Annotated in this window: 20 protein-coding genes; 3 read left to right on the forward strand and 17 right to left on the reverse strand. The window is 42.9% G+C overall.

The window, feature by feature from the left end; all coding sequences use genetic code 11:
* Positions 1 to 123: 123 nt before the first annotated feature.
* The 8 genes from ACLI1A_RS07195 to ACLI1A_RS07230 form a co-directional block, all read right to left on the reverse strand.
* Positions 124 to 693: an anthranilate synthase component II gene (locus ACLI1A_RS07195; protein ID WP_411407603.1), complete on the reverse strand. Its 570-nt coding sequence runs from the start codon at positions 691 to 693 to the stop codon at positions 124 to 126.
* A gap of 25 nt (positions 694 to 718) precedes the next feature.
* Entirely contained in the window at positions 719 to 2,098 is a 1,380-nt protein-coding gene (locus ACLI1A_RS07200) for an anthranilate synthase component I family protein (RefSeq protein WP_411407605.1), read from the reverse strand.
* Between the two features lie 1,216 nt (positions 2,099 to 3,314).
* Positions 3,315 to 3,848, reverse strand: a complete 534-nt coding sequence (locus ACLI1A_RS07205; RefSeq protein ID WP_411407607.1) for a YceI family protein — start codon at positions 3,846 to 3,848, stop codon at positions 3,315 to 3,317.
* A 115-nt stretch (positions 3,849 to 3,963) separates the two neighbouring features.
* On the reverse strand, positions 3,964 to 4,722 hold the full coding sequence (locus tag ACLI1A_RS07210; protein WP_411408032.1) for a pirin family protein: 759 nt from the start codon (positions 4,720 to 4,722) through the stop codon (positions 3,964 to 3,966).
* Between the two features lie 249 nt (positions 4,723 to 4,971).
* The gene (locus tag ACLI1A_RS07215; protein ID WP_411407609.1) at positions 4,972 to 5,454 is read right to left on the reverse strand and encodes a nucleotidyl transferase AbiEii/AbiGii toxin family protein; all 483 of its coding nucleotides are present in this window, start codon (positions 5,452 to 5,454) and stop codon (positions 4,972 to 4,974) included.
* Positions 5,451 to 5,642 carry a hypothetical protein gene (locus tag ACLI1A_RS07220; protein WP_411407611.1) on the reverse strand — a complete coding sequence of 64 codons (192 nt, stop codon included), beginning with the start codon at positions 5,640 to 5,642 and terminating at the stop codon, positions 5,451 to 5,453. Before ACLI1A_RS07220 ends, ACLI1A_RS07215 begins: the two co-directional genes overlap by 4 nt.
* Positions 5,643 to 5,753: 111 nt before the next feature.
* A complete protein-coding gene (locus ACLI1A_RS07225; RefSeq protein ID WP_411407613.1) occupies positions 5,754 to 6,188 on the reverse strand; it encodes a hypothetical protein in 435 nt (144 codons plus the stop codon).
* A gap of 31 nt (positions 6,189 to 6,219) precedes the next feature.
* A complete protein-coding gene (locus tag ACLI1A_RS07230; protein ID WP_411407615.1) occupies positions 6,220 to 7,440 on the reverse strand; it encodes a T9SS type A sorting domain-containing protein in 1,221 nt (406 codons plus the stop codon).
* 186 nt (positions 7,441 to 7,626) lie between these two features.
* Here ACLI1A_RS07230 and ACLI1A_RS07235 point away from each other — a divergent pair, with 186 nt between their 5' ends.
* Entirely contained in the window at positions 7,627 to 7,752 is a 126-nt protein-coding gene (locus tag ACLI1A_RS07235; RefSeq protein WP_411407617.1) for a hypothetical protein, read from the forward strand.
* A 51-nt stretch (positions 7,753 to 7,803) separates the two neighbouring features.
* On the opposite strand, the gene ACLI1A_RS07240 is transcribed toward ACLI1A_RS07235, so the two are convergent.
* The 5 genes from ACLI1A_RS07240 to ACLI1A_RS07260 form a co-directional block, all read right to left on the reverse strand.
* Positions 7,804 to 9,117, reverse strand: coding sequence for a hypothetical protein (locus tag ACLI1A_RS07240; RefSeq protein ID WP_411407619.1), 1,314 nt, complete (start codon positions 9,115 to 9,117; stop codon positions 7,804 to 7,806).
* Positions 9,114 to 9,653: a hypothetical protein gene (locus ACLI1A_RS07245; protein WP_411407621.1), complete on the reverse strand. Its 540-nt coding sequence runs from the start codon at positions 9,651 to 9,653 to the stop codon at positions 9,114 to 9,116. Before ACLI1A_RS07245 ends, ACLI1A_RS07240 begins: the two co-directional genes overlap by 4 nt.
* Positions 9,654 to 9,819: 166 nt before the next feature.
* Entirely contained in the window at positions 9,820 to 10,752 is a 933-nt protein-coding gene (locus tag ACLI1A_RS07250; protein WP_411407623.1) for a DUF4421 family protein, read from the reverse strand.
* Positions 10,753 to 11,013: 261 nt separating this feature from the next.
* Entirely contained in the window at positions 11,014 to 11,313 is a 300-nt protein-coding gene (locus ACLI1A_RS07255) for a hypothetical protein (RefSeq protein ID WP_411407625.1), read from the reverse strand.
* A 491-nt stretch (positions 11,314 to 11,804) separates the two neighbouring features.
* Positions 11,805 to 15,230 (reverse strand): methylmalonyl-CoA mutase family protein, encoded by a 3,426-nt coding sequence (locus ACLI1A_RS07260; RefSeq protein WP_411407627.1) that lies wholly within the window; start codon positions 15,228 to 15,230, stop codon positions 11,805 to 11,807.
* A gap of 145 nt (positions 15,231 to 15,375) precedes the next feature.
* On the opposite strand from ACLI1A_RS07260, the gene ACLI1A_RS07265 reads away from it, so the two are divergent.
* Positions 15,376 to 16,116, forward strand: a complete 741-nt coding sequence (locus ACLI1A_RS07265) for an endonuclease/exonuclease/phosphatase family protein (RefSeq protein WP_411407629.1) — start codon at positions 15,376 to 15,378, stop codon at positions 16,114 to 16,116.
* Positions 16,117 to 16,261: 145 nt separating this feature from the next.
* On the opposite strand, the gene ACLI1A_RS07270 is transcribed toward ACLI1A_RS07265, so the two are convergent.
* From ACLI1A_RS07270 to ACLI1A_RS07285, 4 genes are all read right to left on the reverse strand, one after another.
* Positions 16,262 to 17,389 carry a peptidylprolyl isomerase gene (locus ACLI1A_RS07270; protein WP_411407631.1) on the reverse strand — a complete coding sequence of 376 codons (1,128 nt, stop codon included), beginning with the start codon at positions 17,387 to 17,389 and terminating at the stop codon, positions 16,262 to 16,264.
* A gap of 10 nt (positions 17,390 to 17,399) precedes the next feature.
* The gene (gene gldI / locus ACLI1A_RS07275; RefSeq protein WP_411407633.1) at positions 17,400 to 17,960 is read right to left on the reverse strand and encodes a gliding motility-associated peptidyl-prolyl isomerase GldI; all 561 of its coding nucleotides are present in this window, start codon (positions 17,958 to 17,960) and stop codon (positions 17,400 to 17,402) included.
* A 1-nt stretch (position 17,961) separates the two neighbouring features.
* A complete protein-coding gene (locus ACLI1A_RS07280) occupies positions 17,962 to 18,975 on the reverse strand; it encodes a DHH family phosphoesterase (protein ID WP_411407635.1) in 1,014 nt (337 codons plus the stop codon).
* Between the two features lie 162 nt (positions 18,976 to 19,137).
* Positions 19,138 to 19,812 (reverse strand): DUF4919 domain-containing protein, encoded by a 675-nt coding sequence (locus tag ACLI1A_RS07285; RefSeq protein ID WP_411407637.1) that lies wholly within the window; start codon positions 19,810 to 19,812, stop codon positions 19,138 to 19,140.
* 209 nt (positions 19,813 to 20,021) lie between these two features.
* Here ACLI1A_RS07285 and guaA point away from each other — a divergent pair, with 209 nt between their 5' ends.
* Positions 20,022 to 21,551 (forward strand): glutamine-hydrolyzing GMP synthase, encoded by a 1,530-nt coding sequence (guaA, locus tag ACLI1A_RS07290; RefSeq protein ID WP_411407639.1) that lies wholly within the window; start codon positions 20,022 to 20,024, stop codon positions 21,549 to 21,551.
* Positions 21,552 to 21,677 lie beyond the last annotated feature (126 nt).

Below are 21,677 nucleotides of genomic sequence, written 5' to 3' on the forward strand. Positions count from 1 at the left end.
CAGAGGAGTCACAGAGTTTCACGGAGTCATTTCTGAGTGTATGTTTAAGTGGAAAAATCTCTGTGTATCTCCGTACCTCCGTGTATCTCTGTGGAAGTTCATTCAAAATTTATAATTCGTAATTTAAAATTCCTCATGTATCCAGTTTTCTATAATCTGCCTGCCTTGTGGTGTAAGTACTGATTCCGGGTGAAACTGTACCCCGCAGGTAGGGTGCGATGTGTGGCGCAGTGCCATTACCGTACCGTCTTCGGTTTGTGCTGTTACTTTTAGGTACGGGCTGTCGGCCGGGGTTATTTTCCAACTGTGGTATCTTCCTACGGCAAGGGTTTGCGGCAGGTTTGCAAACAAAGGGTCATCGGTTAAAATGGTCATGTCTGTAGCCTTGCCGTGAACCGGTGCCGGGCATTGTTCCAGCACGCCGCCAAAAACCTCGGCTATCGCCTGATGCCCCAGGCACACGCCCAGCATCTTCTTTTTGCCCGAATAGCGCTTAATCACGTTCAGCAGTTCGCCTGCCTCACTGGGAATACCCGGGCCGGGTGACAATAGTAGGGCATCGCAGGTGTCCAGTTCGTCGTAGTCTACTTCATTGTTGCGTTGCACAACCACCTCCACATTGTCGGTTTCGCGCACGTAGCGCACCAGGTTGTATACAAAAGAGTCGAAATTATCTATTATACCGATTTTCATAGTCGAAAGTTGTAAAGTCTAAAATTTAAAGTTTGTTTGCTGCAACTATAGCACGGCGTACCGCGCCCAGTTTGTTGTTTACTTCCTGTAGTTCGTTTTCGGGCTTGCTGTCTATGACCACACCGGCTCCGGCACGATAATGCAGGGTATTATTCTGGCTGAAAATACTGCGGATAACTATGGCAAGGTTTACATTTCCATTTGGGTTGATGAAGCCAATGGCACCGCCGTAATAGTCGCGCGGGGTGCTTTCGTAGCGGCTTATCAGTTCCAATGCCTTAGGCTTGGGCGTACCCGAAAGCGTTCCTGCCGGAAACGTACCCGCAAACAAATCAAGAGAAGCATCGTCACTGCGCATTTCCCCGGCTACCTTGCTCACCAGGTGAATAACGTGCGAAAAATGCTGCACTTCCTTATACGATGCTATGTGTACATTATCGCAAAAACGGCTCAGGTCGTTACGGGCAAGGTCTACCAGCATGGTGTGCTCTGCGTTTTCTTTTTCGTCGTTTAGCAGGGCTTCGGTGCTCAGTTGGTCGGCTGCGGCATTGCCTGTTTTGCGTACGGTACCCGCTATGGGGTGTATGGCTGCATTGCCATTTTGCAGTCCTATTTGTGTTTCGGGACTGCTGCCCATAAGACGGTAACTTTCCATATCGGCATAGAAAAGGTAGGGCGATGGGTTTAGCCTGCGCAACTGGCGGTACACCTGAAAGTCATCACCAAAAAATGGCTGTTCAAACGGGCGCGACACTACCAATTGGAACACATCGCCACGGTAAATATGCTCTTTGGCTTTTTCTACCAGGTTAAGGAAATCGGCATCGGTGTCTACACTGGTTTCTGTGCCTTTGGTTTCAAAGGGTAGGAGGGTGAAGGTTTGCCTGCGCAGCAGTGCTTCAAAAGCACTGTCGGGTAATACATCTTCCGAAAATGAATTGCGAAAAATAGTTCCGGTATCGTGAAAATGATCGAGCACGATGAGGTATTCAAACAAAATGAACTGTGCCAAAGGCAATGTATTTGCAGATGATTTAGCCCCGCTAACCGACTCCTCAAAATGCGCGTACTCAAAACTGAAGTAGCTTAAAAACGAGTTGTGGTTATGAATGGCATCAAATTCAAAGCTGTTTAAAATACCTTTTAATTGTGCCGTAACCTGTTTTGGGTTGCTTATAGCTTCGGTTGAGGTAGCGTTGTTTATATCCTTTACAATTCGGTCGTTAAACACTGTTATCTCAACTATAGGATTAAGCCCTACAAAAGAGGTACTGTCGGTACGCGAATGGTAGTCGTTACCCTCCAGCAGGCAGGGTTTGCGGTAATGGTTGCGCAGACCCAGGTACAACCCCACGGGGGTATACAGGTCGGCGTTAAAGGTGTATTGTTGTGTGTAAATTTTCATAGTTATGGGTATAAAAAAACGGCTTGCCAAATGTGACAAGCCGTTTATATAAGGTCATATAGGTATATGCGTGTTTAGGCCACCGTCACGGAGTTGTGAAAGTGCCACCACCAGCTGTTATTAACTATATTTTGTGCTATCGAAATCATGAATGCTAAATTAGCGAAGTGTTTTTTAATGTGCAAATTTTTTTGGTTATTTGGTGATGCGGTTATTTGTTAATTCGTTTTTAGTTGTTCTTTTGTCTTGATACAAAAGAACCAAATCCACGCAATCGGATTGTGAGGTTATTGTAAATAGACTGATAAAGTAACCACCCTGCCCGCCGCCGCGTGTACTCATCCTCTGGCTATTGTGTGGGCACATCTTGGCGACTTAGAGCCTTTGCGAGAAAATTTTTACCACAAGTTTCACAAAGTTTTCACAAAGCACACAAACGAATGAAATATACACAGCATGAACACAAGGGCTTTCCTTTGGAAAGCTAAACAAGCTCAAAAAGCGACCCCGATAGCGTGGATTTTCAATCCATATTTATGTTATTATTAGTTTGGCACGGGTTATTTGTTAATTCGTTTTAGTTGTTCTTTTGTCTTGATACAAAAGAACCAAAAAATCAAGGCTGCATCTTTTTCGGCTACAAATCATTCGCTTTGGCTAAACGATTTGAACTCGCTGCGCTCAAACAGCAAATCGTTTTTAACGCCAAACCTCACGATTTGCTTAACGCCAAAAAGATGAGGCCGTAAAGGAGCGTGAAGAAAGCAGCGAAGTAGTTAACTAAATAAATATCTCTAACCACGATGGCACTGATTACAGATTCGTACTATCGGAATTGACACACCCTCAGTCCCACTCAGGAGGTGAGCTGCCATTCATTCTCTTTAAGCTTCACTCAACGAGGTTGTAGTTTTCAAGTAAGAGTGAAGCTATTCCCCTCTTGAGAGGGGTTAGGGGTGTGTAATCTAAAAAAACAAAGCTTAATACATATGTACTGATATATAACCCGATAGCGCGGATTTTCAATCCGTGCTATTTTGTACTTTAACAGATATAAGGCACGGATCACAGATCCGCGCTATCAGATGAAGCTGCTAAGTAGCTTAGAAGCTCAGCCTCTCAGAAGCTTTCTAAAAAAACAAAGCCCCATACTTGCGTACGGGGCTTTGGGAGTGAAAAAATATTTAGGTAGTAGATAGTTCTCTCTTGAGAAAAATTAAGCCTGTTTTACAAACTGAGCGTCGATAACCAGTTTCACTTCTTCGCTTACCAGTACACCGCCTGTTTCAAGGGCTGCGTTCCATGTAAGGCCAAAGTCTTTACGGTTTAGTTTACCTTCTGCGGTAAAACCTGTTTTTACATTACCCCATGGGTCTTTTGCAATACCACCAAAGTCAACAGCAAGGGTTACAGAACCGGTAACGTCGCGGATGGTAAGGTCGCCTGTAAGGATATAATCACCTTCGTCTTTTTTAACGAATGAAGTAGATTTAAATGTAAGTTTCGGGAAGCTGGCAGCATCAAAGAAGTCAGGGCTTAGCAGGTGGCCGTCGCGGTCTGCGTTACCGGTAGAAACTGAATCGATATCAGCGCTGAATTCAAATGAAGCGTTTTCAAAGTTGTCGCCTTCTGTTGTCGCCTCAGCGGTAAAGTTTTGGAATTTACCGGTTACGTTAGTAAACATCATGTGTTTTACTTTAAACGCTATTTCTGAGTGGGTTGGGTCTATTGACCATTTTACTGTAGACATGATTTTAAATTTTTTATGGTTATAATTTGTTTATCAATTTTGATGAAGCAAAGTTCGGTACTCTGCGCTGCCCCCGCATTGAACTAGGACAAGAAAAACATTTTTATCAATTTTTTTACAAAGCCATCGGCACATCCATAAGCAGTATCTCGGCATCGGCTGAGTTTGCTTTAAGGTTAATGCTGTTAGTGTTCCATATACCCAGGCCATCGCGCTCGTTTAGGGTAACGTTGCCCAGTGTAAAACTTCCTTTAATAACAAACGCATACACACCGTTGCCCTTGCGCTGTATGGTATAGTCAGTGCCTTTATCTTTATCAAACCTTCCCAGGTGGAACCACGCGTCCTGATGAATCCATACACCGGCATCTTCGGGGTTTGGCGACAGTATTTGTTGCAACCTGTTGTGGCGGTCTGCTACGTTAAGGGTTATCTGGTCGTAGCGTGGAGTAACGCCTTTTTTATTAGGGAACACCCATATCTGCAGGAATTTTACAGGCTTATTGGTATTCTTGTTGTATTCGCTGTGGGTAATGCCCGTACCGGCGCTCATTACCTGTATGTCGCCGTGTTTTATAATGGCTTTGTTACCCATGCTGTCTTTGTGTTCCAAATCCCCGTCCAGCGGAATGGAAATGATCTCCATGTTATCATGCGGATGGGTACCAAAACCCATTCCTTCGCTTACGCGGTCGTCGTTCAGTACGCGCAGTACGCCAAAGTGCATACGGTCGGCATTGTGGTAATTGGCAAAGCTAAAGGTATGGTGGGTGTCCAGCCAGCCGTGGTTTGCATGGCCCCGGGTTTCGGCACGGTGCAGTACGCTGTAATCGTTAAGCGTGGTTTCGGGGTTAGGAATGTGGTTATGCCCCATAGGTTCCAGGGGTTTCAGTTCGTCTATGTCATTTGTTATGGCATCGCCCAGGGCCGCCGATGTTATAAACATCCCGGTACCCATAAGGCCTTTCTTTAAAAAACTTTTGCGGTCCATGTTGTTGCGTATTATAGTTGTGCAAGACAAATTTCAGGTATATAATACGCCTGTGCATTGAACTATGTCAAGAAAAATGGGGGGGGGAGGCAAATGGTGAACAGGAAATAGAATTGAGGGATGATAAATTAGTTAGTCTAACTTATTTATCTGTTTCAATTGCTGTATGTCTAAAAGGTCTTTTGGTCTTCCTGCCTTTATTTTGCTGGTAATAAGGTCGTCAATAGATAGTACTTTCCATGTAATTTCCGGGTTTCCTGCCAGGGCTGCATTCCTACTTTCTTTGTAGGCTGTTTCAAAAGGGCGGTTTACCGAAAAATTGGTAATAAGTTCAAGTGAAAGTGATTCAGGTGAAAATTTTACCGATATGTTTTGTTGCTGTTTTTTTACAGCCTCGGGGAAATCATCAATCTCGTACCCAATTTTAGTAAATACACGTACCAATTTAGCAAAGTTTTCTTCGGTGGTTTCTATCCAGAAGTCTACATCTGCCGAATGGCGTTGATAGCCGTGAAAGTTTACTGCACCACCGCCTACCATAAGCATACGTACATTTTCTTCTTTGGCAAGAAGTATGAACTGTGCTATTTCCTTATCCCAGTTACCTGCAATCATTTCTTTTTCATTGAAGCATCGATGACAAAGTTTCCTTTGTCGTTAGCAGGTGCGTTACTGGGAAAGGTAGAAAGGATAGTATTTGAAAGCCTTACAAAACTGGCAAATCGCTCGCCACCGGACAGCTTTAAAAAGGCTTCCTGTTGGGCAGCTTTGCTTTCTTGTTTTGTAGTGAAGGTAACTTTCATATTGTAAAGGTAGTAAGTTTTCAGGATTATTAGACCACTTAGATTTTTAGATTGTTGGATTTCCAGAAATCTAAGAAGTCCAAAAATCCAATAATCTAACCATCCGGCTTTCTATTTAAATTTCCAGTCAAATTCGTCTTTGGCATTAATAATAGCGCCCACTTCTACGCGTACTACTGTGCCAAACTCTACCTGGAAAATAGTCCAGTTGTCCTCATTAAAGTAGTTGTCTACCGAGTCGAAGGTTTCGTGTTCAAAGGCTTTTAGCCCGTTTTGTTGCAGTTGGGCTTCCAGTGCAGGCCATTCCTGCCCGATGATTTTTGTACCCGAAAGCTCGGTATCGGGGTGCGATGCTATGATGTAGCCCAACCTGAAACCCTCATCGGCATAAAAGGTAAGGCGCAGTTTTTTATCGTTGTACAGGTATATGGTGTTGTCTTCGTCGTCTTTATAAGAACGCGAAGGGTTGCCGTACAGCTCCTTAACGTCTTTTTCGCGCATGCCAAACAGTAGCCCGTCTATACCTGATTTTAATTTGATTTTCATAAAGCGTTTGTTTTGCACAAAGATAGCAAAACTACTGCTTTATAAGGCGCACAGTACCATTTGCAGTGCCTTCTATACGCACGGTGTATATGCCTGTGCTCAGGGTAGAAACATCAATGCTTGTGGCTACATCAGTAATGTCGCCGTCGGCCACCTCTTTGCCGGCCACGTCAAAAATAGTGTAGGTGCTGCCCTTAAAGGTTTCGGGGGCTTCCAGTGTTACCGTAGCTTTAGCCGGGTTAGGGTACAGCAGCAACCCGTTTTCTTCGGCTATAGCCGCTGTAGAAAGGTAGCCTTGCAGGTATGGGGTAAGGTTTACGGTAAAAAGCCGCGCTGTACTGTTTAAAAACGGCGGTTTTTCAAAATGCTCGTTGCTCAGGTAGTAATTTACGCCGTCTTTAGTGGTTATGCCCTCCGTTTGCAGGAAATTAACCGAAACATTCAGCTTTCGTTTGTTTCCGCCAAAAAAATCCTCCCCCTGAAAATCGTACAGCAGGTATATAAATGGCGAAAGGGTAGTGCTGTACCCGCACAGCGCTATAACGCGCTTTTGTGGCAGCCAGGTAGCCCCTGTAACAAGTCCGTTTACGTTATAGGTAGCCAGGAGTTGGGCCGTTTGGTTACCTGCTGTTTTGGGCAGGCGGTAGAGGCTGGTTTTTTTGCTCACCCATTGTTTTGTAAACAGGTAAATGTAATTAGTACCCACAATCATGGCTTCGCAGTCAAAATCGGTATGGTTGTTAACCGTAGCTGCCAGGCTTGCCTGGTCTGAATAGGTGAAGTTAATGCTTTCTATAACGGGTGCACCCGCCAGCAGCCCCGCTTTGGCAACTTTAAGTATGTGCAGGTTGGTGCGGTTGCCATTTACATTATTGCCAAAATCGCCTATGTAAACATACGCCTCGTCCTGGTCTATGTCTTCCCAGTCCTGGTTTACGCTGCCTGCCACATTAAGCGTTTGTGTTATTTCGCCGTTAGTGGGGTCTATGCGGTACAGGTGGGTATCGGTATCGTCGTTGTGGGTGTATATATAACTGTCCCATAATACAAGGCCCGATGTTTCGTCGACCGTGCCGGGCAGGGTAACATTGGCTACCGGGGTAACTGATGTAGAAGGGTAGGTGCACGAACCGTCGTTTATGGTAGCATCGGGGTTATAGGTAGCCGAAAGCGGATCGGTGCAGCCGTATACCTGTGCATCGGCCATTTGTGCCAGCAGCAGGAGTACTAAAAGCAGGTAAATCTTTTTCATAGCATTTTCTTCATTTTGTGTGTAGCCTAAAGTTAGCCAATGTTTTTGCTAACAAAAAGCCAATTAGCACAGCATTAAGTTAACGCCTTTAAGTGGATTTTCTTACAAATGCTATAGTTGCGTTAAACCCTGTTGCCGTATACCACAGGCTTGCTAATTTTACTACAAACATAAAAAATTACGACCATGAATAAACTGATTCGCGCCCTTATAGCAGGCTGGGGTGCCAAGAAAATAGGAGGGGGCTGTATAGGCACCATTATCGCTTTTTTAATATTGTACTACCTGCTGGGGTATTGTGAGAGGATGTAAGATTAGTTTTTAGACTGTACTATGAAAAAAAGTCTTTTAAAGAGTAGTCTTCTAGCTGTCTCGATTTGCAATATATTCAGCTACTTTTTTTATAAGTTTTTCATATAAATCTCTCAAATTATTAGCATCTCCAATTATTTCAAAAGTTATACCGTCATAGACTGCTTCAAGTAGTGATTTTCCCGATACAGATGAAAGGCTAACATTTATATCAATAGGGAATTCATATTTGAAACCTAATTCGGTAAATTTTTCATTGTTTAGTTTAAGAGTGTTTGCTGAGTCGAATAGTGAGTTTTCAAGGTTGATTTTCTTTGTTAAAGCTTTACCTGTTTCAACTGCTACAATGACATTTAAGTATTCAATATTATTTTCTTCTTTCTTCTCATTGTTACTTAAAGAAGGCTTAAAAATTTTCTTAGCAGATTCATTTAAAGGTTTAAATGAATTCGTTTTTTTACTATAATCTTCATTTGTAATTGCTACTCTGTAAGATTTATTTGAAATACTATTCACTACCGGAGAGTAAATTTTTAACCTTTCCTCTTCTGTGTATTTTTTTTTAATTTTCTGTTGAAAATCGTAGTCATTATAGTCTGCCGTTAAGACATCTTCTTTAAATTCAGTGAAAAGTTGTTTACGCATAGTCTTATATTCTTGACTATGGTCTTTATAGCTATCCATAATACCTTCATCAGCAGCAACGCTTATCCCAAAACTTTGAAAGTTCAAATCGACCGCTAATAGTTTAGCATTTTTACTAAATTGTTTACTATCTTGATAAACACTATCGGGTTTTGAGTCGAGTAAAGCCTTTATGAAGTTGACTTGCGCAAAATGTTTAAAAGATTCGTTAAGGTTTTGTAGGAAATTCACAACACTACCTACAGCGATTGCTCCTCCGAATTTAGGTGATTCTTCTTCAACTTTTATTTGTATAGCATTCTTCCTTAAAGAAGCTAAGTATGCATTTTCTTCTACTTGTTGTATAATATTTTTTTCAGAGAGGTCAAATAATAATTCAGCTGGCTTATGTATTAAAGCAACTGGTAACGTTTTCTGAATAATTTCTTCTAGTTCGTTTTTCAACTCTATGAAAGGTGACCCTTCTAACCCTAATTCGGCAAGTCGTTTAGCTTCTTCAAAACGATTACATAATAATGCTAAGTTTGCAGCACTTCTAAACAATACAGATCTTGTCGGTTCTATTTGTTTTTCATCTATAAGAAGTTCGGCTGCCTTTTTTTCTAAATCAAAAGCTTCCTCAATAAGCTGTTTATACAGTCCTTTATTACCATTTTTCTTTTCTAAGTTAGCTTCTTTAAACTTAGTTAATGCCTCCCTATGTAATTCTCGTAAGTTCATTTCTTAGAAAAATGGGCTTTAGGTGTTGAAAACTCTATAATTGAAATGTAAGCGGGCAAATGGTTGAAAGCGCTATCTCCACTGTCTGTTTGTTCTTTTTTTTCCTTGACTCTTTTTTCCAAATTATTAGTCTTTGTTTCTTTTAAAATTCCTGAGATTTCCAAACGCGCATGATAGATATTTAGATCATCATATTGTTCGTGACCTTCAGTGAATCCTAACCAATAATCTATACCAGTTCCAATTGTAGACTCCTCAACAATATCATATTCTGTAAGTTTAGTTGCTAATAGAAAAGATATTGCTTCAGCACCTTTTTCTGTATATTTTTTCTTTTCAGTATACCCTGCCCTTTTAAAATCAGAACTCCATTCGATTAAAATATTTCTATCATCGTCGCCTTGTAAAGATAAATTACACCCCGTTTTATGTTTTTGGCTTTCCAAAGCTACTATTGAATTTTCTTTCCAAAATTCACTTTGCACTGGGCTGAAAAAAACTAAGGTATCTTTAAGTTCTTCTAATGTTAATTGCATAGGCTGGTAATAATTAAATGCAAATTAGTAAAAAATCCAATTACTTACCTGTTAGAATTGAAATTTACATGCTTTCAAAGAAACTTTTTAAATAGGAGAATTCTTTTTTATAAGCTTTGAGTTAATAAAAAATGTAAATCATAAAGTTTGAAAACCATCCCTCAACCTACAACCCCGTAGCGTCTTTAATATCCTTAGTGGTTTTCTTTACAAAATGGGGCGCATTAAACCTATAGCCTACAAAAAACGAAACATAGGTAAGCTCATCGTTTACAAAGGTTTTTTGCTTATAAATATGGTTCAGCAGGTTTACACGCGAGTTTATTCCGGCATACACGTTCTCGGCATTGTAGCCCACTGATAGTCGCGCTGCGCCCTGGGTAAGCAGGCTGGTATTTGTTTCGCCGTTGTAGTCAGAAACGGTAAACCCGGCGCCCAGGGTGGCTCCGCCCGATATCATGTAATTTTTTGCAATAACCCAGTTGTAGTAGTAGCCGGGAGAAAAAGCCATATCAAAAAAAGTAGCCTTAGAGCTAAGGTCTTCCACATCCTCTGCATTAAGCGAGGTGTAGTAATAACCAACGGACGACACAAACGACCCTGCACTGATAAGCTGCTTTTCGCTGCGCACGGCTGTGGTCCTGAACGAGAAGTTTTTGTTCCACACGTACAGGGTGCTGCCGCCTATCTTGGTCGATTTAAAATCAGGGTAGTAGGTGGCTTCGGGCAATTGTTTGTCTTGCAGGGTAAAGCCTTTCTGGTAGTAAAAATCAAAGTGCTGCACAAACTGGCCGCGGCAATAATCAAAACTGTACCAAAACGTTTTTGAGGTGTCGTTATCCTTATTCCCCGGAAAAAAATCGAACGCATAACTCAGCGCAACCGAAATAAAATCGTAGCGGGCGGCAATGCCTAACGATGTTTTTTTATTGGGCTTTAGCTTTATGGACTCGTCGCGGTCGCCAAACTGCATGCTCCATTCATTGGATGTCCTCAGTATAAAAGTATCTACCGAAAGCTTATCGTCATACGAATAAAAGTACGGATTGGTTATGGTGTCTTTTTGCGCAAAGCTTTGGTTTGTATAGAGAAACAACATGAAGCATCCCAACGCGTACAACGGCCCAAGATGAGGTTCCTTATGCCGGCGATAGTGTTTCGGGATCTTAACGAAGCCGAGAGAGGGTATTTTTTTTATACTATTATACCACTTCATAAACATCCTGTTTTATACAAAAAGTGCAATGTTTGGTTGTGTCCCTGTTTGGGTTGTATGTCAATTGGTTGACAGTTAGTAATAAAGGTAATGAAAATACGGTTACAGGCTTGTAGCCGCAATTACTTTATGAAGGTATTTTCTTTAAAAATCGCTGTGCGAATGGCTGTGGCCGGTATCGCTAAAATCACTGCCGCTATGATGGCTGTCGTGATGGCTGCTATGGCTGCTGTCGTGATGACTGCTATGATGATTGTCATGATGACTGCTACTGTGGCTGTCATGGTTATGTATCATGTGCTGATGGTGCAGCAGGGCATCATCGGTGGGCGGGTCGAAAAACTGCTGGCTGGTATCAGTAGCAGCGCCGTCATTTTTATATGATTGACTTTCAGGATTCCCTGATTCATTTATTGTCCCAAAGATACCCTTGAAAACAATCACTGCGAAAACTACAAAAACAAAAAGTAAGAAAGCATCATTCATGGCGGATGGATTTTGGTTGACTAAAAATATGAAAAACCCGGAGAACTTTTACCGCTTGGGTGCAAAACTTCACACCGCAAAATTACAACACCTTTTGGACAGGAGTACTGAAGGCAATCGTTCAGTAATTTTTGAGAGCCAATTCCTAAAATTGTAACCCCAAAATCAGCATGCCCAGGCAGGAGTTTTTGCTGTTGCTACCCTGTAGACTAATTGTGTACGCTTTGTGTACACAAAGTGTATGCAAAGTGCATACAAAGTGTATACATTGTTGGCACTATGTTAACGGGTGTGTAAACGCTTGTTTACTGTTTTCTGTAAGAATTTAAATATAAAAAAAGTCCCGCCGAAGCGGGACTGATTTTTATGCGTAAAAGGTCAAATTAACGAATTAACACCCGAGGTTTAAAAACCGAACGGACGAAGTAAATCCACAAATCAACCAAAAATTACATATTGCGTCGGTACTGTCCGCCTACCTCAAACAAGGCTGCCGTAAGCTGCCCCAATGAGCATACTTTGGTGGCTTCCATAAGCTGTTCGAAGATGTTTTTGTTTTGGATAGCAGCCTCCTGAATCAGCGAAAGTTGTTCTGTAACTTTCTGTGAATTAGATTGATGTAGGTTTTCAAGCGTGTGAATCTGGAATTGTTTTTCCTCCTCGGTAGCGCGGATAACCTCCGCCGGAACCACTGTAGGCGACCCCTTGCTACTCAGGAAGGTATTTACCCCTATGATAGGGAACTCGCCTGTATGCTTAAGTGTCTCATAATAAAGGCTTTCCTCTTGAATTTTAGAGCGTTGGTACATGGTTTCCATAGCGCCAAGCACCCCGCCACGCTCTGTAATACGGTCAAATTCAGTAAGTACCGCTTCCTCTACAAGATCGGTAAGTTCTTCTATAATAAACGAGCCCTGTATAGGGTTTTCGTTCTTAGCTAAACCAAGTTCCTTATTGATAATCAACTGAATAGCCATGGCACGACGTACGCTTTCTTCCGTTGGAGTGGTTATGGCCTCGTCGTAGGCGTTTGTATGCAGTGAGTTACAGTTGTCGTATATGGCGTAAAGTGCTTGTAACGTGGTTCTTATGTCGTTGAAATCAATTTCCTGCGCATGCAGTGAACGCCCTGAGGTTTGTATGTGATACTTCAGCATCTGGGCACGTTCGTTAGCTGAATACTTGTTTTTCAAGGCTTTAGCCCAAATACGACGCGCCACACGGCCTATTACGGCATACTCAGGGTCAATGCCGTTACTGAAGAAGAACGACAGGTTTGGCCCGAAATCATTGATGTCCATGCCTCGGCTCAGGTAGTACTCCACATACGTAAATCCGTTAGCTAACGTAAAGGCTAACTGCGTAATAGGGTTGGCACCAGCCTCTGCAATGTGGTATCCTGAAATCGAAACAGAGTAGAAATTTCTTACGTTTTTCTGTATAAAGTACTCCTGTACGTCACCCATTAAACGCAGGGCAAATTCGGTACTGAAAATACAAGTATTCTGCGCCTGGTCTTCCTTTAAAATATCCGCCTGAACCGTACCCCTTACCTGGCTTAACGTTTTGATTTTTATATCGTTATATACATCGGCTGGCAGCACTTGGTCACCGGTTACGCCAAGCAGCATCAGGCCAAGGCCATCGTTACCCTGCGGCAGGTCGCCGTTATAACGTGGACGCTCAGTTCCTTTGGCTTTATAAATGGCTTCTATCTTAGTATTTACCTCATTTTCAAGACCATTCGCTTTAATATAAAGCTCACATTGCTGGTCTATGGCGGCATTCATAAAGAAGCCCAGCAGCATAGGGGCGGGGCCGTTTATGGTCATACTTACCGATGTCATGGCATGTGCCAAATTAAAGCCGCTGTATAGCTTCTTGGCATCGTCAAGGCAGCAGATGGAAACCCCCGCGTTACCTATCTTTCCGTAGATGTCAGGCCTGTGCCCCGGGTCGTTTCCGTAGAGCGTAACACTGTCAAAGGCAGTAGATAAGCGCTTAGCCGGCATACCAAGGCTCACGTAGTGGAAACGTCTGTTGGTGCGCTCAGGGCCACCCTCCCCGGCAAACATACGGGTAGGGTCTTCACCTTCGCGTTTAAAAGGATAAAGCCCTGAGGTATAAGGGAATTCACCCGGTACATTCTCCTGCAGGCACCAGCGCAGTACATCGCCCCAAGCCTGGTATTTCGGTAGGGCAATTTTAGGTATCTGGCTGTGCGACAGCGATTCAGAATGTGTTTGTATCTTAATTTCCTTGTCGCGTACCTTAAAGGTATACACCGGATTCTTGTATTTGTTTACTTTTTCATCCCATGTAAAAATCACTTCCCAGTTGTACGGGTCAAGGTTCATTTTTACACGGTCAAACTCACCTACCAATAGCTTTACAAAGTCGCTGTTAGCCTGAGTGTTAGCAAGCGATTCAGTATCTAAACCAAACTTGGTCAGCGGTGCTTTTACCCCGGTAACCGACTCTATGGTTTTGTAAATTCCATATAGTTTTTGGGCTACATCCTGCTGTGCTACAACGGTTTGGTCGTACTTACGGTTGTTCTCGGCAATCTCGCTCAGGTAACGCGTGCGGTGCGGCGGGATTACAAAAATCTTCTCGCTCATTTCACGTGTTATCGTAAAATCGGACTTTAGTTCTGCGCCGGTCTTTTCAACTATTGTATCCATAATTTTACGGTACAATGTGTTCATTCCCGGATCGTTAAACTGAGAAGCTATAGTGCCGAATACCGGCAAATCATCGGGTTTGGCATCCCACAGATTGTGGTTGCGCTGGTACTGTTTCTTTACATCACGCAGCGCATCGAGGGCACCGCGCTTGTCGAATTTATTAATGGCTACTACATCGGCAAAGTCTAGCATATCAATCTTTTCCAGCTGTGTAGCAGCACCAAATTCAGGTGTCATTACATACAGTGCCACATCGCTGTGGTCCAGTATCTCAGTATCACTTTGCCCAATACCCGAAGTCTCCAGGATAATCAGGTCGTACTTAGCGGCCTTAAGTACCTGAATGGCTTCGGCTACGTATTTAGAAAGGGCAAGGTTACTCTGCCTTGTGGCAAGCGAACGCATATACACCCTTGGGTTGTTTATGGCATTCATACGGATGCGGTCGCCCAGCAGCGCACCTCCCGTTTTACGCTTACTCGGGTCTACCGAAATAAGCCCTATGGTTTTCTCCGGGAAGTCAATCAGGAAGCGGCGCACCAGCTCATCTACAAGCGATGATTTACCCGCACCACCCGTACCGGTTATACCCAGCACCGGGATGTTAACACCCTCATTTTCTTTATGAATGGTTTCCAGCGTAGGAGCAGCTACTTCAGGGAAGTTCTCGGCTGCCGAAATGATACGCGCTATAGCAGTTGGTTCTTTTTCGGTAAGGTGCTTCACCTCGCCGTTCAGGCTTTCGCCAATAGGATAATCCGAACGTTGTACAAGGTCGTTTATCATGCCCTGAAGGCCCAATTCGCGGCCGTCATCAGGCGAGTAGATACGGGTGATGCCGTACTCGTGCAGCTCGCTGATTTCCGACGGAAGGATAACACCTCCGCCGCCGCCGAATATTTTAATATGGCCTGCGCCTTTCTCCTTCAGCAGGTCGTACATATACTTAAAGTACTCGTTGTGGCCGCCCTGGTACGAGGTCATGGCTATGGCATTGGCGTCTTCCTGTATGGCAGTATTTACTACTTCTTCCACACTACGGTCGTGCCCCAGGTGGATTACCTCCACACCGGTAGATTGTATGATGCGGCGCATAATGTTTATGGCGGCATCATGGCCGTCAAACAGCGATGCTGCGGTTACTATGCGTATTTTATTTTTAGGAATATAGGGTTTTACGGGTTCCATCCTGAATTATATTCAATTTTACGCATGCAATTTAGGAAATTTTTAAAGATTGTAAAATTTTGAAGCTAAATTTAATTGTTTCACTCGAAAAAATCTAAGATTAATATTTATACTTATATTTTTGAACGGAACAAACCCACCATTAATGAAAATAGCCACATTAAATATCGACTGGGCAAGGAAACTGAAACGCCATAAAACAGAGCAGTTTTTTAGTGGTTTTGATTTTGATATACTGGTAATTACTGAAGGGATTGATCTTAACCTGCCCGGCTATCCCTACAAATGTCTTTGCGAACCGATTCCTGAGAATACACTATACGAGGGACTGAATTATACCGAATATCTCGAAGGTGAAACAGCTTACCGTACTGTAATCTATTCTAAATATCCTTATACTAAACGATTTGAGGTGCGTGACAATAGAACTTCATTAGCGCTTGAATTTGAAACGGATTCGGGAAGCAATGTAATTTACGCATCAATTGTAGGTACGCAGTTCCGTAAAAAGCCTTATGTCCAGACTGAGCTGGATAATCTTATTACCGATTGCCAAAGGATTTACGATAAGAATCAAAACCTTATTATTGTGGGCGACCTGAATACTTCGTTCAGGGAAAATGAAAAACAATATTGCATTAATTCGGCTGCCACACACGTACTTACTGCTTTGTTTGACAGTTTAGGTTTGTATGTGCCAACAAATGCTTTGGAACAAAATATCGACCATATAGTTATCCCTAAGGTATTTGTGAACAAGGTGGTTGAGTGCGTTGTGTTTGTAGAGAAGGATGTTGCTAGTGACCACAAGGGGATTTCATTAATTTTACTTAATTGTAACACCTACAAGGTATTAAAGACCTTGCAGGAATCGCCCCAAATCTAATAATCCAATATTCTAACTATCAAAGTAGTCCATTTTTCCAATAATCATTGTGGCTAAAAAGAAAAAGCCTCCGCTGCAGCGGAGGCTTTCTGTATCTATGATAAACGGTTGTCTAAAAATCCAACCAGTCTAAAAATCTAATGTTCTATTTAGATGCCATTTTCAGTTCGAAAACAAGGTCGGCATTACCCGGTATTTTACCCCTTGGGTTACCGCGCTCGCCGTAACCGATGTGCGAAGGGATAAAGATGATAACCTCGTCGCCGGGAGCCATTTTGGCAAGGCCTTCCAGGAAGCCGGGAATCATACCGTCTTTAGTACCAATAGTAAAAGGTATTGGCACATATGCTTTGGCTGCATCTTTCTGCGGAATGTAGTTGCCCATATCCTTAGCTACCTGTGCAATGCTTGAATCAAACAGGAAAGCATCTTTTTCAAGGTAACCAGAGTAGTCTACAAGTACTTCAGTACCATCAGCAGGTTTAGCGCCGGCGCCTTTTTTAATAACGGTGTATACTAATCCCGATTCGGTTTTAGTACCTTCTGCCTTCATTTTTGCAAAGTAAGCTACTTTATCTGCTTTTGCTTTAGCCAGTGCTTCTTCTTTTTTCTTTTGCTCGGCAATAGCTTTTTCTGTCAGTTCCTTAAATACCTTAGGAGCGTCAAATTTCTTAGCTTCTTTACCTACGCGTATAATTTTTACAGTCTTTATTACGTCGTCCTGTTCTATGGCGTTTACTACTTCCTGTCCTTGTATTACGTGGCCAAAAATAGTGTGAATACCATCAAGGTGCGGGGTAGCTTTGTGGGTTATAAAAAACTGGCTACCGTTAGTAGCAGGGCCTGCATTGGCCATACTAAGTATGCCCGGGCCTGTGTGTTTAAGATCGGTTATTTCATCGGCAAACTTATAACCCGGTCCACCTGAACCGTTACCTACAGGGTCGCCACCCTGAATCATGAAGTCTTTTATTACACGGTGAAATTTCAGTCCGTCATAAAATTTCACTTTCTTGTATTTTTCTTCTACAAGGGGGTTAGTACCCTCGGCAAGCGATACAAAGTTTGCTACGGTAAGCGGGGTTTTCTTGTATTCCAGTTGCAGTAATATGGTTCCTTTGCTGGTTACCATTTCTGCGTATAGGCCATCGCCCAGTTTATCAAGTTCTATTTTTTGTTGTACTACGGGTTGTCCTTCTGATTTGTAAGGAGCTCCCATGCAAGAAGAAAATAAAGCAATAAGGCTTAAAAAAAGACTTGTCATCGGTTTCATTTATAGTTAATTAATGCTGCTTTGCCTGTGTGTCGGCTTTTATGTCGTTTAGTGTTACTGTACAAATAAGAGACTGGTTTGTGCCTATGCGGTTGTTATCGCCGTGGTAACCAAAACCCATATGCGACGGGAATAAGAACGTTACGGTTTCGCCGGTGTTCATCAGCTTAATGCCATCGCGAAGTCCCATCATTATATTCTGCTTGTCTACTTTGTATACCTGCGGGCGCAGTTCGGCCTTGCTGTATATTACATTGCCTTTTATGTCTTTTATTTCATAGTCGAAATAGGCAATGTCGCCAAGTTTTGGGCTGATGGTGTCGTCTACCACTTCGGTGTTATAAGTATACCAATAGCCTTTTGCCGAGGCTATATATTTTACACTTGGTGTACTTTTTATAATAGAGTCTATTTCCTGCTCCTCATTGGCTATCAGTTTTTTATTGCGCTCTATGCTCTCCTCCATAAACGACCCTTCGCTGTGCGAAACCGGCCTGCGCGCCTGCTGCTGTGAGCAGGCCGTAACAGCCATTGCTGCCATAGCAAGTACTATACCTGTAATCTTCTTCATGTTATGCTATTTTAATGTCCGCTAATGTAGCAATAAATTTTTGTATAGTAGCCTCCATACTCTCGGTGCTTTTTCCTCCGGCCGCGTTAATGTGTCCGCCGCCGCTAAAGTGTTCGCGGGCATACTGGTTTACATCAAAATCACCCTTTGATCGGAATGATATTTTTATGATGCCTTCATCTTTATTTTCGGTAAAAAAGGCTGTAAATACAATGCCTTTAATGCTAAGGCCGTAGTTTACCACACCTTCGGTATCGCCTTTTACGTGGTTTACGGTAGTAAGCTCTTCCTGGGTAAGGTACGTATAGCTGGCGCTGTGTTCGGGCATAATTACCATATTCTCCAGTGCTTTTGCCAGGGTTTTCAACCTGCTTGGCGAGCTGTTGTCAAACAAAAGGCTGTGTATGGCGCTGTTGTCTACGCCCAGGTCTATAAACTCGGCTACTATGCGGTGTGTGGTTCCGGTAGTGGTATGAAACCTGAACGACCCCGAATCGGTTACTATTCCGGTATACAGGCAGGTACCTATGGTTTTGTTCAGTAGTTCTTTGTGGCCCAGCTGTGTTATAAAGTGGTACACCATTTCGCAGGTACTGCCATAGCTGGTATCGCTAAAGGTAACCGTGGCATAATCATCGGGCTTCTGGTGGTGGTCTATCATTATAAACGGTGCCTGTACCCTGCGCAGTGCGGGTTCCATGGTATCTCCGGTACGGCTCAGGTGGTTAAAGTCGAGTGTAAAAACCAGCTCGGCTTCGTCCAGCAGTTTTATGCCGTTGTGTATATCGCGTTCAAAAATATGCACGGTTTCGGCTCCCGGCAGCCATGCCAGGAAATCAGGATAGTCGTTAGGGCTTATTATGGTAGGTTTATGGCCCAGTTGTAGTAAAAAATGGTAAAGTCCTAAAGCAGAACCCAGTGCGTCGCCGTCTGGGTTGCGGTGGTGTATTATGGCAATTTTTTTTGGTTCGGCCAGCAGCTGCTGTGCCGTAAGTATCGCTTCGCTTGTCATCATTGTGCGAATTTACATTTTTTTCCGATACAGCCAATTTTGTGCCAAATGTGGTAATTGGATCTTTAGATTTTTGGATTGTTAGAAGGTTAGAATTCATTATAGCTATCCAGAAATCTAAGTAGTCTAAGTAGTCCAACAATCTAAATAATCTAACAATCCAAATTAAAGCCCGCTTACCGCTACCGGGGCATTATTTATATAAAAGTACACGCCAGGACGACGGTACGCATTGTCTTGAAGTGTAATATAGTCATGGTTGCCCGTAACAGCGTAATCGCCGGCAGCAGGTTTAAATCCCATAAGGCTTAGTACTTCCATTTCGTTGTCGGTGTCCAGTACGTGTATGCTGCGGTCTTTAGTGGTGCCATCGCCACTGCTGAGTATAGCATCGGCTATTATTTCGCATTGGGTACGCTCTAAAATGGCTTCGTCGTAGCGTCCCAGTTGCCTATAGCATGCCATACGGTATTGTTTTACCGTAAGGCTAAAGGGCTCGTAAGCCAGTATCACATCAGTATATTCCAGCGCTGTAAGGCAGTCGGCCTGGGTAGGGGCGGATTTGGCAAGTATACCGTTTAGCTTTTGCAAGGCTTCCACAGCTTCCTCGGTAGAAACCGGAGCCTGTATGTAGGCACTGCCGTAGTATAGGTGGCGAGCCTCCTCTAATGTTAGGGTAGTGTCGGCTTTTTTATAACGCCCAAAAAGTTTAGGGTAGTAGTACTTTGAAGCACTATCGTGTATGTTCTGCTCTATACTATTGTAGTCGGGTTTTTGTATTTCTTGTGCATTAGCTACAATCATCACTAACAGCATAAGGGTGGTAAAAAGCTTTTTCATAATCCGTTGGATTTATACATTAAAGGTACAGCGATGTTTGCCTAACATTATATTAATTATGATATTGTTAATAGAAATTTGTAGCGCTTTTAGCTTTTAGTTGTTAGCGATTAGCCTGTTGTGTATGTTTAAAAAAAGTTGAAAGCCGATGGCTGACAGCTAATCACTAAAATATTTTTAAAATTTCAAATATTGCCTTACTTTTGCGCATGCAACACAACGTACTTATTTTAGATTTCGGTTCGCAATACACACAGCTTATTGCGCGCAGGGTTCGCGAATTAAACATCTTCTGCGAAATTTTCCCTTACAACAATCCTCCGGCCGATATTTCATCATACAAGGCCGTAATACTATCGGGCAGTCCGTTTTCGGTACGCGCCGAAGATGCACCACATCCTGACCTTAGTGAAATACGTGGCAAAAAACCATTGCTTGCCGTATGCTATGGCGCACAATACCTGGCCCACTTTAACGGTGGTGAGGTAGCCCCAAGTAACATACGCGAGTATGGCCGTGCTAACCTGAGCTATATTAAAGAAGGTGAGCCGTTCCTTGAAGGCGTTTCTGAAAACAGCCAGGTATGGATGAGCCACAGCGATACCATAAAAAAACTGCCTGAAGGCGGTGTGGTGCTTGCCAGTACTAAAGATGTGGCAAATGCTGCTTACCGTATAGAAGGTGAAACTACTTACGCCATACAATACCACCCTGAGGTATACCATAGTACTGATGGTACCAAGATGCTGGAAAACTTCCTGGTGAAGATAGCAGGAGTGGAGCAAAGCTTTACACCAAACTCGTTTGTAGAGGAAATTGTAGCCGAGCTAAAAACTAAAATAGGTAATGATAAAGTAGTACTTGGCCTTTCGGGTGGAGTAGACTCTACCGTAGCGGCAGTATTACTAAACAAAGCAATAGGCGATAACCTGTACTGTATATTTGTAAACAACGGACTACTGCGTAAAGACGAGTTTGCAAACGTACTGGATCAATATAAAGGCATGGGGCTAAACGTTAAGGGTGTTGATGCATCTGAGCGTTTCCTTTCGCAGCTTGCCGGTATAGAAGATCCTGAAACCAAGCGTAAAACCATAGGCCGCGTATTTATAGAAGTATTTGATGACGAGGCACACCTGCTTACCGATGTTAAGTGGCTGGGTCAGGGTACCATTTACCCTGACGTAATTGAGTCAGTTTCTGTAAAAGGGCCGTCGGCTACCATTAAGTCGCACCACAATGTGGGTGGCCTTCCTGATTTTATGAAACTTCAGGTGGTAGAGCCGCTTCGTATGTTGTTTAAAGACGAAGTGCGCCGCGTGGGCCGTACCCTGGGTATAGATCCTGAGCTGCTGGGCCGTCACCCATTCCCGGGTCCTGGACTTTCTATCCGTATCCTTGGCGATATAACACCGGAGAAAGTACGCATACTGCAAGAGGTAGACTACATATTTATACAAGGGCTGAAAAACCATGGTCTTTATGATAAGGTTTGGCAGGCTGGCGCCATACTACTACCGGTAAACAGTGTAGGTGTTATGGGCGACGAACGTACTTATGAAAAGGTGGTAGCGTTGCGCGCTGTAGAAAGCACCGACGGTATGACGGCAGACTGGGTTCATTTACCTTATGAATTTTTAATGAGTATAAGTAATGAAATAATAAATAAAGTTAAAGGCGTAAACAGGGTTGTTTACGACATTAGCTCTAAACCGCCAGCTACCATAGAGTGGGAATAACATAATTATTTGTTATATAAATAACTTTAAAGCGCCTGATTTGTTATAATCAGGCGCTTTTATTTAACTTGATATTATTCAAATTTTAAATAAAAATGCATTTTGTCGATTTTTATAGGTTATTTA

This window comes from Flavobacterium sp. RHBU_3, assembly GCF_046613565.1.
In the GTDB taxonomy this organism is placed as follows: domain Bacteria; phylum Bacteroidota; class Bacteroidia; order Flavobacteriales; family Flavobacteriaceae; genus Flavobacterium.

Coding starts and splice junctions, on each gene's coding strand:
- ACLI1A_RS07195 (WP_411407603.1), bottom strand. CDS start 693: ATGAAAATCGGTATAATAGATAATTTCGACTCTTTTGTATACAACCTG.
- ACLI1A_RS07200 (WP_411407605.1), bottom strand. CDS start 2,098: ATGAAAATTTACACACAACAATACACCTTTAACGCCGACCTGTATACC.
- ACLI1A_RS07205 (WP_411407607.1), bottom strand. CDS start 3,848: ATGTCTACAGTAAAATGGTCAATAGACCCAACCCACTCAGAAATAGCG.
- ACLI1A_RS07210 (WP_411408032.1), bottom strand. CDS start 4,722: ATGGGGCATAACCACATTCCTAACCCCGAAACCACGCTTAACGATTAC.
- ACLI1A_RS07215 (WP_411407609.1), bottom strand. CDS start 5,454: ATGATTGCAGGTAACTGGGATAAGGAAATAGCACAGTTCATACTTCTT.
- ACLI1A_RS07220 (WP_411407611.1), bottom strand. CDS start 5,642: ATGAAAGTTACCTTCACTACAAAACAAGAAAGCAAAGCTGCCCAACAG.
- ACLI1A_RS07225 (WP_411407613.1), bottom strand. CDS start 6,188: ATGAAAATCAAATTAAAATCAGGTATAGACGGGCTACTGTTTGGCATG.
- ACLI1A_RS07230 (WP_411407615.1), bottom strand. CDS start 7,440: ATGAAAAAGATTTACCTGCTTTTAGTACTCCTGCTGCTGGCACAAATG.
- ACLI1A_RS07235 (WP_411407617.1), top strand. CDS start 7,627: ATGAATAAACTGATTCGCGCCCTTATAGCAGGCTGGGGTGCCAAGAAA.
- ACLI1A_RS07240 (WP_411407619.1), bottom strand. CDS start 9,117: ATGAACTTACGAGAATTACATAGGGAGGCATTAACTAAGTTTAAAGAA.
- ACLI1A_RS07245 (WP_411407621.1), bottom strand. CDS start 9,653: ATGCAATTAACATTAGAAGAACTTAAAGATACCTTAGTTTTTTTCAGC.
- ACLI1A_RS07250 (WP_411407623.1), bottom strand. CDS start 10,752: ATGTTGTTTCTCTATACAAACCAAAGCTTTGCGCAAAAAGACACCATA.
- ACLI1A_RS07260 (WP_411407627.1), bottom strand. CDS start 15,230: ATGGAACCCGTAAAACCCTATATTCCTAAAAATAAAATACGCATAGTA.
- ACLI1A_RS07265 (WP_411407629.1), top strand. CDS start 15,376: ATGAAAATAGCCACATTAAATATCGACTGGGCAAGGAAACTGAAACGC.
- ACLI1A_RS07270 (WP_411407631.1), bottom strand. CDS start 17,389: ATGAAACCGATGACAAGTCTTTTTTTAAGCCTTATTGCTTTATTTTCT.
- gldI (WP_411407633.1), bottom strand. CDS start 17,960: ATGAAGAAGATTACAGGTATAGTACTTGCTATGGCAGCAATGGCTGTT.
- ACLI1A_RS07280 (WP_411407635.1), bottom strand. CDS start 18,975: ATGATGACAAGCGAAGCGATACTTACGGCACAGCAGCTGCTGGCCGAA.
- ACLI1A_RS07285 (WP_411407637.1), bottom strand. CDS start 19,812: ATGAAAAAGCTTTTTACCACCCTTATGCTGTTAGTGATGATTGTAGCT.
- guaA (WP_411407639.1), top strand. CDS start 20,022: ATGCAACACAACGTACTTATTTTAGATTTCGGTTCGCAATACACACAG.